Origin of the sequence: Veillonella sp. oral taxon 158 (assembly GCF_018376515.1) — a bacterium.
Taxonomy (GTDB): domain Bacteria; phylum Bacillota; class Negativicutes; order Veillonellales; family Veillonellaceae; genus Veillonella; species Veillonella rogosae.
Genome location: NZ_JAHABE010000007.1, coordinates 23,839 through 38,171, shown reverse-complemented (window position 1 = coordinate 38,171; position 14,333 = coordinate 23,839). Strand labels below are relative to the sequence as shown.

14 protein-coding genes are annotated in these 14,333 nt (G+C 41.2%); all 14 read right to left on the bottom strand.

Annotated elements, in window-relative coordinates:
• Positions 1–76: 76 nt before the first annotated feature.
• Positions 77–919, bottom strand: coding sequence for a 1,4-dihydroxy-2-naphthoyl-CoA synthase (gene menB / locus KH364_RS05605; protein WP_273298914.1), 843 nt, complete (start codon positions 917–919; stop codon positions 77–79).
• A 4-nt stretch (positions 920–923) separates the two neighbouring features.
• Positions 924–1,784: a 2-succinyl-6-hydroxy-2,4-cyclohexadiene-1-carboxylate synthase gene (gene menH, locus KH364_RS05600; RefSeq protein WP_273298913.1), complete on the bottom strand. Its 861-nt coding sequence runs from the start codon at positions 1,782–1,784 to the stop codon at positions 924–926.
• A complete protein-coding gene (menD, locus tag KH364_RS05595; RefSeq protein WP_273298912.1) occupies positions 1,781–3,547 on the bottom strand; it encodes a 2-succinyl-5-enolpyruvyl-6-hydroxy-3-cyclohexene-1-carboxylic-acid synthase in 1,767 nt (588 codons plus the stop codon). The genes menH and menD overlap by 4 nt, the downstream gene beginning before the upstream one ends.
• A gap of 40 nt (positions 3,548–3,587) precedes the next feature.
• Positions 3,588–4,730 (bottom strand): isochorismate synthase, encoded by a 1,143-nt coding sequence (locus KH364_RS05590; protein WP_273298911.1) that lies wholly within the window; start codon positions 4,728–4,730, stop codon positions 3,588–3,590.
• 326 nt (positions 4,731–5,056) lie between these two features.
• Positions 5,057–6,319, bottom strand: coding sequence for a phosphoribosylamine--glycine ligase (purD, locus tag KH364_RS05585; RefSeq protein ID WP_273298910.1), 1,263 nt, complete (start codon positions 6,317–6,319; stop codon positions 5,057–5,059).
• A 131-nt stretch (positions 6,320–6,450) separates the two neighbouring features.
• A complete protein-coding gene (gene purH / locus KH364_RS05580; RefSeq protein ID WP_273298909.1) occupies positions 6,451–7,980 on the bottom strand; it encodes a bifunctional phosphoribosylaminoimidazolecarboxamide formyltransferase/IMP cyclohydrolase in 1,530 nt (509 codons plus the stop codon).
• A gap of 24 nt (positions 7,981–8,004) precedes the next feature.
• The gene (purN, locus tag KH364_RS05575) at positions 8,005–8,622 is read right to left on the bottom strand and encodes a phosphoribosylglycinamide formyltransferase (RefSeq protein ID WP_273298908.1); all 618 of its coding nucleotides are present in this window, start codon (positions 8,620–8,622) and stop codon (positions 8,005–8,007) included.
• Entirely contained in the window at positions 8,615–9,676 is a 1,062-nt protein-coding gene (gene purM, locus KH364_RS05570; RefSeq protein WP_273298907.1) for a phosphoribosylformylglycinamidine cyclo-ligase, read from the bottom strand. The genes purN and purM overlap by 8 nt, the downstream gene beginning before the upstream one ends.
• Complete coding sequence (gene purF / locus KH364_RS05565) at positions 9,663–11,081, bottom strand: amidophosphoribosyltransferase (protein WP_273298906.1); 1,419 nt, start codon at positions 11,079–11,081, stop codon at positions 9,663–9,665. The genes purM and purF overlap by 14 nt, the downstream gene beginning before the upstream one ends.
• A 9-nt stretch (positions 11,082–11,090) precedes the next feature.
• Complete coding sequence (gene purC, locus KH364_RS05560) at positions 11,091–11,819, bottom strand: phosphoribosylaminoimidazolesuccinocarboxamide synthase (RefSeq protein ID WP_009351829.1); 729 nt, start codon at positions 11,817–11,819, stop codon at positions 11,091–11,093.
• Between the two features lie 66 nt (positions 11,820–11,885).
• Positions 11,886–12,377 carry a 5-(carboxyamino)imidazole ribonucleotide mutase gene (gene purE, locus KH364_RS05555; RefSeq protein WP_105081468.1) on the bottom strand — a complete coding sequence of 164 codons (492 nt, stop codon included), beginning with the start codon at positions 12,375–12,377 and terminating at the stop codon, positions 11,886–11,888.
• A gap of 432 nt (positions 12,378–12,809) precedes the next feature.
• Positions 12,810–13,250 carry a hypothetical protein gene (locus tag KH364_RS05550; protein WP_273298905.1) on the bottom strand — a complete coding sequence of 147 codons (441 nt, stop codon included), beginning with the start codon at positions 13,248–13,250 and terminating at the stop codon, positions 12,810–12,812.
• A gap of 11 nt (positions 13,251–13,261) precedes the next feature.
• Positions 13,262–13,708 carry a YbjN domain-containing protein gene (locus KH364_RS05545; protein ID WP_009351861.1) on the bottom strand — a complete coding sequence of 149 codons (447 nt, stop codon included), beginning with the start codon at positions 13,706–13,708 and terminating at the stop codon, positions 13,262–13,264.
• A gap of 26 nt (positions 13,709–13,734) precedes the next feature.
• Complete coding sequence (locus tag KH364_RS05540) at positions 13,735–14,310, bottom strand: xanthine phosphoribosyltransferase (protein WP_009352017.1); 576 nt, start codon at positions 14,308–14,310, stop codon at positions 13,735–13,737.
• Positions 14,311–14,333: the final 23 nt, after the last annotated feature.

Sequence of the window (14,333 nt, the reverse complement as noted above, 5' to 3'; positions counted from 1 at the left end):
AAGGCGCCTCATATAGAGGCGCCCTTATTATTTTAAAATTAGTTAGTCCCCAACCTAGGACTAGTAACTCTCCCTATTAAGGGAATTTAGGGAATTGTTTGAAGTTTGGTTTGCGTTTTTCTTTGAACGCGTCACGACCTTCTTTTGCTTCATCGATTGTGTAGTACATCAATGTAGCGTCGCCTGCGAATTGTTGTAAGCCTGCAAGACCATCAGTATCGGCGTTGAATGCACCTTTCAACATACGCAATGCCATTGGGGACAATTCAAGAATTTCGTTGCACCATTGAACTGTTTTTTCTTCCAATTTGTCGAATGGTACAACCGTGTTAACCATGCCCATTTCATAGGCTTGAGCAGCCGTGTATTGACGGCACAAGAACCATACTTCGCGAGCACGTTTGTGACCGATCATGCGCGCCAAGTAACCTGCACCATAACCAGCATCAAAGGAACCTACACGAGGACCTGTTTGACCGAATTTAGCATTTTCAGAAGCGATGGTAAGGTCACATACGATGTGCAACACATGACCGCCACCGATAGCATAACCATTAACCATAGCGATAACAGGTTTAGGAATAACGCGAATCAAACGTTGTAAATCAAGAACGTTCAAGCGAGGTACATTATCTTCACCAACATAACCACCGTGACCGCGTACGCTTTGGTCGCCACCAGAGCAGAATGCTTCTTTATCTTCACCTTTGCCGTGGTTAGCACCAGTCAATACGATTACACCTACTTCGTTATCTTCACGAGCTACTGTGAAAGCGTCGATTAACTCCATAACTGTTTTAGGACGGAACGCGTTGCGCACCTCTGGACGGTTAATAGTAATTTTTGCAATGCCATTATATGTTTCGTAAATTACATCTTCATAATTACGATCCAATACTTTCCAATCAAATTTGCTCATGGACTTAACCTTTCTTCTGTAAAAAATCTAACACCGCTTGTTCGAATACTTGCGGTTTTTCTATATGCACATTATGCCCCGCCCCTTCGACGATGACATGCTTAAAGTTTGGCAACTTGCCAAATATATCTCTTCCTATTGTAGTATATTTTGTATCTAATGCGCCACTCACATATAAGCCTTGAACAGAGAATTTTTCTAATTTATCCCCCACATACGGCATGACACCTTGACCTGAGCCACGCAAGGTACAGGCTAAGGCGTACGTACTATTATTGGAACGACGTAGATAGATTAATTCCTCTACGCACTCTGAAAGTTGCTTTTGACTTTCAAAAATAGGAGCCTCCGCCCAACGTGTAGCAAACCAAGCGCCATCATGGTCTTCGATGCGAACTGCTAAGTCTTCATCGGCCTTACGACGCTCTGCTCGTTCATCATCAGAGGCGATGCCTACAGATCCACTTTCAAGGATGAGCCCTTTGATTTCACGTTCATATTCCAAGGCATAAGAAAGCGCTATGCGGGCCCCCATGGAGTAGCCCATGAGGTAATATCTATCACCAACCATATGATAAATAACGGTATGCAAATCCTCTATCATTTGAGGGATCGTATACGCCTTATCTTCATCAGGAATATCGGAATCACCATGACCAATCAAGTCGATACGGATAACGCGATAACCGGGAAGATTAATAGCATCCCAAGTATAGCTCGATTCAGAGAAGCCATGGAAACACACAATAGGTTCTCCATCGCCAACTATAGTCAAGCCGTAGCGGTATTCACCCAAATCAAAGTACATGCGCTGAGCTGGATTACGCAAAGCATTATCTACAATACTGCAAAAATACTGACTCATAGTAATGCCTCCATATCAACTGAAACTTTTGTATATTTCTTATGTAACTGTCGACTATATTCCCGATTTGTAGGGATCTCAATAATATTAACGCCTGTTTCTGAGCTAACATTAGCTAGCACAGCACTCAATTCATCAGGGCTCGTGATTTTAGTATATCCACAGCCATAAAGTTTGGCCGCTCCACTATAATCTAAGCCTTGCGATGTAGAGAACAAGTAATCAAAATACTTCGTTCCCTTTTGCGGTAAGTATTCAAAAATGCCGCCTCCATCGTTATTATGCAAAATAATCGTCAAATTGAGATCATGCGTTTTGGCTACTGCCAATCCATTTACATCATGGAAAAAAGACAAGTCACCAGTTACAAGATATGTAGGCAGTCCATTTGTGGCAAGACCTAAAGCAGTAGAAATGGTACCATCAATACCATTTACACCGCGGTTGCCATGCAGTACAGCAGCAGACTCACCGCTAAACCAGAAGTAATCAAAGTCTCGAATACTCATACTATTGGCCACAAGTACTTGTGCATTATCAGAAATATGTTGCTGTAAGTCGCGTATCGTACGACCTTCAAAACAACTTGGTTCCTCTATTGCTGTGCCTAGTTGCTGTTTTCCTGCTGTTTCTAAATGCTGCCATTTACCAAGATATGCCGGAGAATCATTATTTACACCATACAGATTGGTAAATACATCAATACTTGCTTGCATGTGCATAGTGGTTTTACCCGTTGGATTCATAGAGTCCATGGTAGGATTAACCTCAATGTATCCTACATTATCCCAACTCGCCACCATATGTTGCACTCGTTTAGACACAACAATTTGTCCGAACTGAATTACGCAATCAGGCTTTAGTATAGGCCATAGCTCTTTATCAGCTAAAAATGCATCGTATGTAGAAATAACAATATTACTAGTATCGACGTATTCCTTATCACTATGATTACTAGCTGAGTTATAAGAGCGTCTTACATTAGACAATGGATCAGCCAAAATAGGTGCTTGTAGCGTTGTAGCAAAAGAAAGAATACTATTAGCTTCTACAACATCGATCTGTGGTCCAGCTAATATAAGAATATTCTTATATTTTGCTAGGAAGCTATCATTCTTACTGCTAGTAGTGTTGCTTACATAACTTGTACGACTTGTATTATCATAATTACAGACACTACTATAATGTGGCTTAACTACGTTAAAGGGACTACGTCCCGCTTCAAAATGTTTCTTGTCCAGTTCAGGTACCAAAGGCTCAAAGAGAGGCACATTGATATGTACTGGTCCTTTTTTTGTATCCATAGCTTTCATATACGCTTTACGCGCTACTTGGCGTGGATATGTATAGTAATAATCCTCTTGAGGCACTGCTAATTCTTCGTAATAATTTACAGCGGCTCCAAAAACTTTCTGTTGGTCTACTGTTTGCGGAGCCCCTACGTGTAACAACGTGTGTGGTCTATCAGCAGATAGTACGATGAGAGGCACACCACTATATTGAGCCTCTAAAATAGCGGGCAAATAATGGGCCACAGCCGAACCTGAGGTACAAACGAGTACAGTTGGTTCTTTATGAGCCTTTGCAATGCCAAGAGCCATAAAACTAGCAGAGCGCTCATCTATATTCATATATGTTTCAAATCCTTCATACTCAGTAAAAAGCATAGCCATCGTCGTAGAACGAGAGCCAGGACTAAACACGGCATGACGGATGCCGAGTTGGTAGAATTCATCTACCAAGGCAGCAATATATTCGTTCATTATATTCCCTTTCAACAACCCCTAAGGGTTTGGAAATGTATTATAGCGCCTCCAAAATGGTGCGCATTTTATTATTCGTTTCTGCGTATTCTTCATCCGCATCAGAGTCGGCAACAACACCGCATCCTGCATAGGCATACAGTACATGATCCATGATGAGAGCGGATCGAATGGCAACGACTATGATGCCATCCCCCATGTCTTTCATAAAGCCAAATGGAGCTGCGTACATGCCACGCTCATGGGCTTCGTACGTTTGTAACAGTGCCAGTGCCTTTTCTCGAGGTTCCCCTCCGAGAGCAGGTGTAGGATGTAACAATCTCGCCCACTCTACGAGGGACTTTGTACTATCCTTTGCAGTAATAATAGTACGCAAATGATAGAGATGAGCTAGCTCCATAATACCCGTTTCACCGATGGTCACCTCTGGAGTAATAGCTTTCATAGTATGTACAATGCGATCACGGACAATATTATGTTCAAAGAGGTTTTTCTTATCTGTTAGTAGTTGTTCCTTAGTCCATGCATTTGGCCCATGTTTAGGCGCCGTGCCAGCTAAGGCATAACTGAGGATTTCACTGCCACGATGACGCACTAGAATTTCTGGAGATGCACCCACAAAGGTACGTCCATCCTTTTCGTAACCAAAGATAAAACAATTCGGATTATTATCTACTAGATTAGCTAAAATACTAGCCACATTATATGGTGTATCACTGGTAAACTCCACTTCACGAGAGGATACTACCTTAGTCATTTCACCACTGCTGATGCCCTCAGCAATAGCTTTCATAAGGCTATCCCAAGCAGCCTTATCATCACTGGTTTCCTTGAAGTTATGGCGTACGCGAGGCACCTCAAAATCCTCGATGGGTACGCTTTCACCAGCATGAAGATAGAAAGATTCTCCATTTTCTACGATGTAATAATGGGTGAAAGCAATCATTTCATGGCCCATACCAGACCATTTAGGATCTTTGGAGGTCTCAAAAAAAGTATCCCCATAAAATACGTAGGCGTAATTATGGCGGTCCTCATCATCTTTGACCGTCGCCAGACGTTTAGCGCCTACAACGATACGGTCACTCTGACGATCCACCCAAAAAACGCGTTCTTCATTGGGGAAATTCAGCCAAAAGGCCACCGGACTATTCAGTTCTAACGGTTCTTTGTTATATTTCATAGTTGTACGTCGCTATACGAAAAATAGACTATAGTAAAAACACCTAACGTGTAGAAGGTTTCGTCTACACGTTAGGCGTCATCCATAAGTTTCCAAATTTTGAGATGAGCCTAACGCCATCACACGTCGATGGGCCCTCTTTATATCTAATTTATTATATCATAGGTAACCGTTAAAAGGTAGAAAATAAAACCTCTACAACACATGTAATATGCATGAGTGTAGAGGTTTTGCTTTGTTCAAAACGTTTTTTTGCTGTATTTAAAACACTATTACTGTATTTAAAACGCTATTACTGTATTTAAAACGCTGTTGCTGTATTCAATTTATTTGAAAGCTTTCGCTCCAATATCTGTACGGTATTGCATACCTTCAAAGTCAATGTGTTCTATACGGCCATAAGCTCTATCGAGCGCTGTTCTAAGATCTTTACCAAGACCTACTACGCCAAGAACTCGGCCGCCATTTGTGACATATTCGTCTCCAATAAGTTTTGTACCAGAATGGAATACGATGGTTGTATCATGTTGTTTAATATCACCATGAATCACATCACCCTTGGAGGATGTTTCAGGATACCCTTTAGAAGCAAGAATGACACAAGCTGCCGAGGAATCTTTCCATTTCACCATATCAGCTGTTAATGTGCCTGTGGCACAAGCCATCATAATTTGACCTAAGTCACTATCGAGTAATGGCAATACTACTTGTGTTTCAGGATCGCCAAAGCGTGCATTAAATTCTACAACCTTAGGGCCTTGAGGTGTAATCATAAGACCTGCATAGAGACAGCCCACATAAGGCATTCCCTCTTTCTCCATGGCGACTACCATAGGTTCTAAAATTGTCTTCATCGCCTCATCTTGTAATGCATCAGTGAGCACTGGCGCTGGTGCATAAGTACCCATGCCACCAGTATTAGGACCTTTATCACCATCAAAAATCCGTTTATGGTCTTGAGATGCAATCATAGGAACTACTGTTTTGCCATCTACAAAGGCAAGTAAACTCGCTTCTTCACCTTCCATGAACTCTTCAATAACTACAGTACTACCGGCCTCTCCAAAGCGATTGCCACTGAGCATATCTTCTACAGCCGCATTTGCTTCGTCAATAGTCATAGCCACTACAACACCCTTGCCAGCAGCTAAACCATCAGCTTTAACTACAATAGGAGTACCAGTTTGACCGATAAATTCTTTTGCTTCATCTACCTTGTGAAACACACCATAGGCAGCCGTTGGGATATTGTATTTTTTCATCAAATCTTTGGCGAACACTTTGGACCCTTCTAGCTGAGCAGCTGCTTTGGATGGGCCAAACACAGGAATCCCCGCTTTATTAAGTGTATCTGCTAGCCCTGCCACAAGAGGTGCCTCAGGACCGACAACGACTAAATCAACTTGGTTATCCTTTAAAAAGCTAATCAAATGATCGCTTTGTTGCCAGTCAATGCCTACTAGCTTGGCACAATCTGACATGGCCGCACTACCAGGAAGAGCATATACCTTTGTTACGCTAGGGCTGATGGACAAGCGCCATGCTAAGGCATGTTCGCGGCCGCCGTTACCGATTACACATACTTTCATAAGTCCTCCATCGACGCCTAAACGCCATCAATACATCATTTATGTAAGCACTTATATCCTCTATAATCATCATTACACATCAATGATTACGAGCTAGTGCTCGACTGTAACCCTCAATCAGGCTAAACAAATTAATGTTTAAAGTGACGAATACTTGTAAATACCATAGCAATGCCCGCTTCGTCGGCAGCCTTAATGGATTCTTCGTCTCGAATAGAACCACCCGGTTGAATAATGGCTGCAATACCATGTTTTACCGCTGTTTCTACAGTATCCCCAAATGGGAAGAACGCATCAGATGCTAATACGGCGCCTTTTGCGGCTTCACCAGCTTGCTCAAGAGCAATTTTTGCAGACCCAACGCGGTTCATTTGCCCCGCCCCAACACCGAGTGTACGTTTTTCATTGGAAATCAAAATCGCATTGGATTTTACGTGTTTTACGAGCTTCCACGCAAATTCAAGGGCTTTCCATTGTTTCTCTGTTGGCTGTACCTTCGTAACTACTTTATAGCTAGCGCGGTCTTCTTGAATATCATCTTCTGTTTGTACTAATAGACCACCAGAAACCTTTTTCACTGTTACTTGGCCAGATTCAGGTTTAGATAACTCAATGAGACGAATGTTTTTCTTTCCTTCAAGGATTTCTAATGCTTCTTTTGTGAAAGCAGGTGCCATAATGACTTCTAAGAAAATTTTGCTCATTTCTTCTGCCGTAGCTGCATCTACTTCACGATTTAAAGCAACGATACCACCAAAGGCGGATATGGAGTCTGCTTCGTAGGCATTTACATAAGCATCATGCAATGTTATTGCTGTAGCTGCGCCACATGGATTTGTATGCTTAATGATACATGCTGCAGGATCTGTAAACTCCCACACCATATTCCAAGCCGCTTCCATATCTACGATATTGTTATAGGAAAGCTCTTTGCCATGAAGTTGTTTCAAAGCCCCCATGCCATGAGCCGTACCGATTTCTTTGTAGAATGCCGCTTGTTGATGCGGATTTTCACCATACCGAAGGTCAGTTACCTTTTCATAAGCACTTAGATATTCAGGCGGTGTAGGACCTTCATTTAAGACACCACTCATATAGTTAGCAATAGCTACATCATACGCTGCGGTGTGGGCAAAAGCTTCTTTTGCAAGACCAAAGCGATATTCTTTAGGCAATTCACCATGTTCTTTAAGCATCGTTAAGATTTCATCATAATGGTTTGGATTTACAACGATGCCCACGTACGCATGGTTTTTCGCAGCAGAGCGCACCATGGTAGGGCCGCCAATATCAATATTTTCAATAGCTTCCTCTAAGGATACATTGGGTTTGGCAATGGTTTCACGGAATGGATAGAGATTGACTACTACTAGGTCGATTGGCTCAATACCATGATCCGCCATAGCTTGTTGATGTTCTGCATTATCACGGATAGCCAAAATACCACCATGAACCTTTGGATGCAAGGTCTTAACGCGGCCATCCATCATTTCAGGAAAACCGGTCAAGGATTCAACCGCGTTAGCTACAATGCCCGCATCAGTAATCGCTTTAAGCGTACCACCTGTTGAATAAATGGTTACACCTAATTCAACTAAACCTTTTGCAAAGTCTACAATACCTGTTTTATCTGAAACACTAAGTAATGCATTTTTAATCATGTAACCGCTCCATTTGCTTTCTCATCAATCTTCAATATTAACAACTCGCCCTTTTATGGTGAGCTTGTCTTTACAAAACAGCCGTAAAGCCTCTTTATACGTTTTATGTTCGATAGGTAATAATCTAGCACTCAAGGTATCCTCTGTATCATCGGGTAATACAGGAACCGTATTCTGCATAATGATAGGCCCCGTATCCATTCCTGCATCAACAAAGTGCACCGTGCACCCCGTAATTTTTACCCCCGCCTCAATGGCTTGTTGATGACCATGAAGGCCTGGAAATGATGGTAACAGAGCAGGATGAATATTTAATATACGATGTTCATATCGCTCTATCAAAGGAGCAGCTACAATACGCATGTAGCCTGCCAAGACGATACCATCAACCTTATAAGGCTCTAAAGCATCTAGTTGAGCCTGTTCGAAGCTAGCTTTAGAATCATAGTCGCTACGCTCAATAACAATAAGTGGAATATTCCAAGATTTGGAACGGTCCACAATTCCGGCTTTGCCGTGGTCTGTAATGATTACAACAAATTCACCATTAATATAGCCTTCTTGCATGGCCTTATACAGTGCTTCACCATTAGAACCACGACCACTGGCAAAGAGGGCTAATCTCTTTTTAGAATTACGCATCGAACTCAGCCCCTTTAAGGACAACAGGACCATCACCACTTACGATGCGGCCAATTTCATATACCGTTTCACCACGACTAGAAAGATTTTCTTTAACCATTTCTACATCCTTTTGATCAACGATGAGTATCATACCAATCCCCATGTTGAACGTACGGTACATTTCAGGCCAGGCTACATTGCCCCATTCTTGTAGTTTCGTAAACACAGGAAGTCGTGGCCATGTAGTGATATCTACCTCTGCAGTAATGCCTTTTGGCAATACGCGTGGAATGTTTTCGTAGAAGCCACCGCCGGTAATATGAACCATGCCTTTTACAAGTTGTTGTTCAATCAATGGCAATACAGCTTTAGGATATAAACGAGTAGGCGTCAATAATTCTTCGCCTAAGGTTTTACCAAATTCTGGAATTTTTGTATCGATAGATAATTGTTTATGGTCAAATACAATTTTACGAACCAAGGAGAAGCCATTGGAATGGACACCAGACGATGGCAGACCTAAAATTACGTCGCCAGCTTTGATACTTTCACCAGTAATCAATTTAGGACGATCAACGATACCAACGGCAAAACCAGCCACATCGTAATCATCGTTATCGTAAAATCCCGCCATTTCAGCAGTTTCACCGCCTAGTAAAGCACATCCGGACTCTTCACAAGCCTCTGCCACACCGCGCACGATGTCTGCTACTTTCACAGGATCCAACTTGCCTACTGCAATATAGTCTAGGAAAAATAGAGGCGTCGCCCCTTGCACAAGAATATCGTTAACACTCATAGCTACGCAGTCTTGACCAATGGTATCATGTTTATCCATCATGATAGCAAGGCGCAATTTAGTACCGACTCCATCCGTACCAGATACGAGCATAGGCTCAGACATAGCATGATCAGCTAAGGAATAAAGGCCTCCAAAACCACCTAAATCACCTACAACACCAGGGGTATAGGTGCGTTTTACAGATTCTTTCATCAATTCGACGGCACGATTGCCTGCATCGATATCAACACCTGCATCGCGATAGGTTAAACTAGTTTTATTCGAGCACATATTTGACCCCTTCCTCTTGGTCCGCAGGAACCGCTACGCTATAATCCCCGTTAAAGCAGGCAAAGCACAAATCATTTGATGCTACATTAGATATAGCGCGGCATAAACCTTCACGAGACAAGTAATGCAATTTATCAGCATGAATATAATCTTTAATTTCATCTACTGTATGGGTAGACGCTATAAGCTCTTTTCGTACAGATGTATCAATACCATAGTGACAAGAATACTCAATTGTTGGAGAACTTACACACATGTACACCTCTTTAGCGCCTGCTTCCTTTAGCATTTTAACGATAATACCACTCGTAGTACCGCGTACGATAGAGTCATCAATGAGCACAATACGTTTGCCACTTACCACATGAGGTAAAGGATTTAGTTTCATGCGAACAGCTAATTCCCGTTCCTCTTGATTTGGCTTGATAAAGGTACGACCACTATAGCGGTTTTTAACAAGACCTTCTGCAAAAGGAATACCTGATGCACGGGCATACCCTAGTGCGGCTGTAGTGCCAGAGTCAGGAATAGACATGACGATATCTGCATCGTATTTAGTTTCGTTATATAATTCACGCCCCATATTAAGACGAGATTGATATACCGATTGACCATCGATATGGCTATCGCCACGAGCAAAATAGATATATTCAAAGACGCAAAGCTTTTTGTCGATTTTTTCTGGTTCTGCATAAATGGTGCTACGCACACCAGAGTCATCGATGATTACCATTTCGCCTGGATCGATATGGCGAATGAACTCAGCCTTAATCGCATCAAAAGCACAGCTTTCACTAGAAAGAACATAGCCATTAGCCGTTTTCCCTAAGCAAAGAGGTCTAAAGCCTTGGGGATCACGCACACCCACCAAGGAGTCGTTTGTAGTAATAACGAGAGAGAAGGCCCCTTCAATTTGACGTGCCGCATCAGCAATGCGTTCCACCTGTGTTTCAGCCTTAGAGCGAGCAATGAGGTTTACAATAACCTCGGAATCCATAGTCGTTTGAAAAATAGACCCATCTGCTTCCAGGCGTTTACGAAGGGCTAAAGCGTTCGTTAAATTGCCGTTATGGGCCACTGCAATCTGACCACCTTGATAATGAATCACTAACGGTTGAATATTGCGTGGATTATTGGACCCTGTTGTGGAGTACCGCACATGGCCAGTCCCCATATGGCTAGGCAAAGATGGTAATTCCTTGATAGCCTCAGTCAACAAGCCCATGCCTTTTTTTAGTTCTACATCATGACCATCTGTAACGGCAATGCCCGCACTTTCTTGACCACGGTGTTGGAGCGCAAAGAGGCCCCAATATACATAGCGTGCTACATCAACGGTTCTATCATAGACACCGAATACACCACACTCTTCATGCCATTTATCAAAAACAGGATCGTAGTTCATTGTGCCCCCTTAGGCGCGTTCGCCAGTAAGACGGAATAACATTTCTTTGTACGCTTCTTCAATATTGCCAAGGTCTCGACGGAAACGGTCTTTGTCGAGTTTTTCACCTGTTGTAGCATCCCAGAAACGGCATGTATCAGGAGAGATTTCATCGCCTAATAATACTTCACCATTATGTGTACCAAATTCTAATTTAAAATCTACAAGGGTTACATTTTTAGTAGCCAAGAATTTTTTCAAAATATCGTTTACTTTTAACGTGATAGTAGAGATTATATCAAGTTGTTCTTGAGTAGCCCAGCCAAGTGCTGTGATTTGGGATTCATTAGCAAATGGGTCACCTAATTCATCATTTTTGTAGCAGAATTCAAGGATTGGATGTTTAAGAGGAGTCCCTTCTTCAATACCAAAGCGTTTAGCCATAGAACCAGCTGCAATGTTACGAACGATAACTTCTAAAGGAATGATATCCAACGTAAGTACTGTTTGGTTGCGATCATCTTCGCGACGAACGAAATGAGTTGGAACGCCTTCTTTTTTCAACAATTCAAAGAAGAAGGAAGAGATTTTATTGTTCAATACGCCTTTGCCAAGGATGGTATCATGTTTCTCGCCGTTAAATGCAGTAGCATCATCTTTGTAATGAACGATGTACTCATCTTTGTTATCTGTTTGATATACTTGTTTTGCTTTACCTTCGTACAATAATGTTAATGTTTCCAAGTCGATGTTAGCCATGATGTGTCTCCTTTTACTCTTATCTATTCAAAGATGTATAAATGATGATGTAAACGCTTCAAACGATTATAGTTTAATGGCACCTTGTAGTTCTGCATTGTCCGCTAATACTTTTTCAGCCATATCTTTGCGATACTGTACATATCGGTCTTTTAATTCTTTGTTGAAAGCTGCTCCAATTTGGACTGCAAAAAGTGCTCCGTTTTTTGCACCGTCTACAGCCATAGTTGCTACAGGCATACCAGATGGCATCTGAACAATAGCAAGCAATGAATCGATACCTTTTAAAGCTGTTGCATTAAGAGGAATTCCGATAACAGGCAAGGTAGTGAAGCTAGCTACTACACCTGGTAAGTGGGCCGCTGCACCAGCACCAGCTATAAAAGCGATGGCACCTTCATCTTCAAGTCGTGTAACAAAATCCTTTACAGCCTCTGGCGTACGATGTGCAGAAGCGATAACCATTTCATAAGGAATGTTAAATTCATCAAGTACGGCAGATGCCTTTTTCATTGTGTCTAGGTCAGACTTGCTGCCCATGATAATACCGACCTTCATAGATCCTCCTAATAAAAAAGCCCAGCCTAAATAGACTGGGAAAAATGCGCACAAATAGCCTCCGTAGACTTGCTTTGAGTTTGTTGATTTGCATAGTTCACGGTGCTACCTCCTTTTTGTACACAAATTGTAACACCTAACCTTTCCAAAATCAATATTATTTTCGAATAATTTTACATTAAATATTTTTATTATTCGATATATCCCGAACTTTATAAAGAATTTAGATTTTATTATATGGATGTATTTCAAAATAAATTTATAAACAGTAAAGCAAGTACTGCCTATTAATCTAAACTGAGTTTTGTCATGTTAGTCGCTTTTAATACGACTTATTGAATAACACAAAAAGAGGATAACCCATGTAATAACAGGTTATCCTCTTTTATATGTTTCCGAACATTAGAACACTTAATTTGTAGTTACTATTAATTAGTGAGTACCACTTTCAAAAGCAGCTTTTAATTCACCTACAGATTCAGGGATGTAATCTACGATAGAAGACATCAACGCATACATTAATGCAGGTTCAAACGCATCATCACCACACATGTATACGCAATCTAAATATAGACTGGAGTCTTGTTCATCAATATAAAGTTTATAGTTTTTGTAAGTCGCATTATCTCGATTAATCAACGCATTTAAGGCAGCCATGTTTTGTGCTGTTACCTTTTCAGGCCCCAATACTAACCGAATGACACTATAAATACTGTTATCAAGAATAACGAATAAAGGCATATCCCACAATGGAGACTTGATGTAAGAGCGATATACGACAGTGCCGTCCTCATCATCAAAATCCTTACGTTCAAAGGATATAATTTCTTCTTCTTTCAAAAACTTATCAAATAATAATGCTTTAGGATTCATAACAACCTCTATTAAGCTAAACCAGCTACTTTAAGAATGCCTTTATGTACAGCATCTAAATGTGGTTGAACTACTTCAAGCAAAAGATTTACTACTACAGTAGGATCGAATTGTTCAGTCAAGGCAGGAACAGATACGTCCATGTAGATATTGTTATCTTCAGTGCTTACATAATATTTCGATACTTTGTAATCTTGGTTTAATGTGTTGAGCTCTTTCAATACGGCAGGAATTACTTTTTCATCAATCGATGTTGTTGTGATAGCTATACGTGCATAGGAGAATGCAGAATCATCAACAACGATGAATACAGGCAAGCTATGATTATGAACATCCAAACGGCCGTGGTACACAACAGTATGAAGGTCGTCTGTCATTTCTTCCTTTGTAAACCAAGAGTTGCCGCCTTTATTCAGATCAGCAACAAGTAAGTCGAATTTTTCTGCTTTTTGATTCATAATTCCCTCTACAAATAATTAGACTATTAGTCTTCGATAAATACACAGCCATTGTCTTTAAATTCTTTAATGCGAACTAAAGACTCTACGCGGTAACCTGCATTTTCAAGGCGTTCACGACCAGGTTGGAAGGATTTTTCAATAGCAATGGCCATACCTACTACTGTATCGCCAGCATCTTGAACCAATTTAGCAAGGCCCATAGCTGCTTCACCAGATGCCAAGAAGTCATCAATAATCAATACTTTTTCACCAGCTGGCAAGAATTTTTTGGAGATAGTAATATCGTAGTTTTCTTCTTTTGTATAAGAGTACACAACACTATGATATACATCATCTACCATGAGGATAGATTTTTTCTTACGCGCAAATACCAATGGCACGTCAAGCTCAAGAGCAGCCATCAAGGCCAACGCAATACCAGATGCTTCAATGGTAACAATACGTTGCACACCTGCATCACGGTAACGATCCGCGATTTCTTTACCGATAGCTTTAAACAATTGTGGGTCGATTTGATGGTTCAAGAAGCCATCTACTTTTAGCACGCGATTATTGAGGACAATACCCTCTTCACGAATGCGCTTTTTTAATAATTCCATGTGCTTATACCTCCGCATAACTA

Coding starts and splice junctions, on each gene's coding strand:
- menD (WP_273298912.1), bottom strand. CDS start 3,547: ATGAACGAATATATTGCTGCCTTGGTAGATGAATTCTACCAACTCGGC.
- purM (WP_273298907.1), bottom strand. CDS start 9,676: ATGTGCTCGAATAAAACTAGTTTAACCTATCGCGATGCAGGTGTTGAT.
- KH364_RS05540 (WP_009352017.1), bottom strand. CDS start 14,310: ATGGAATTATTAAAAAAGCGCATTCGTGAAGAGGGTATTGTCCTCAAT.
- KH364_RS05545 (WP_009351861.1), bottom strand. CDS start 13,708: ATGAATCAAAAAGCAGAAAAATTCGACTTACTTGTTGCTGATCTGAAT.
- menB (WP_273298914.1), bottom strand. CDS start 919: ATGAGCAAATTTGATTGGAAAGTATTGGATCGTAATTATGAAGATGTA.
- KH364_RS05550 (WP_273298905.1), bottom strand. CDS start 13,250: ATGAATCCTAAAGCATTATTATTTGATAAGTTTTTGAAAGAAGAAGAA.
- purN (WP_273298908.1), bottom strand. CDS start 8,622: ATGCGTAATTCTAAAAAGAGATTAGCCCTCTTTGCCAGTGGTCGTGGT.
- purF (WP_273298906.1), bottom strand. CDS start 11,081: ATGAACTACGATCCTGTTTTTGATAAATGGCATGAAGAGTGTGGTGTA.
- purD (WP_273298910.1), bottom strand. CDS start 6,319: ATGAAAGTATGTGTAATCGGTAACGGCGGCCGCGAACATGCCTTAGCA.
- purE (WP_105081468.1), bottom strand. CDS start 12,377: ATGAAGGTCGGTATTATCATGGGCAGCAAGTCTGACCTAGACACAATG.
- purC (WP_009351829.1), bottom strand. CDS start 11,819: ATGGCTAACATCGACTTGGAAACATTAACATTATTGTACGAAGGTAAA.
- KH364_RS05590 (WP_273298911.1), bottom strand. CDS start 4,730: ATGAAATATAACAAAGAACCGTTAGAACTGAATAGTCCGGTGGCCTTT.
- purH (WP_273298909.1), bottom strand. CDS start 7,980: ATGATTAAAAATGCATTACTTAGTGTTTCAGATAAAACAGGTATTGTA.
- menH (WP_273298913.1), bottom strand. CDS start 1,784: ATGAGTCAGTATTTTTGCAGTATTGTAGATAATGCTTTGCGTAATCCA.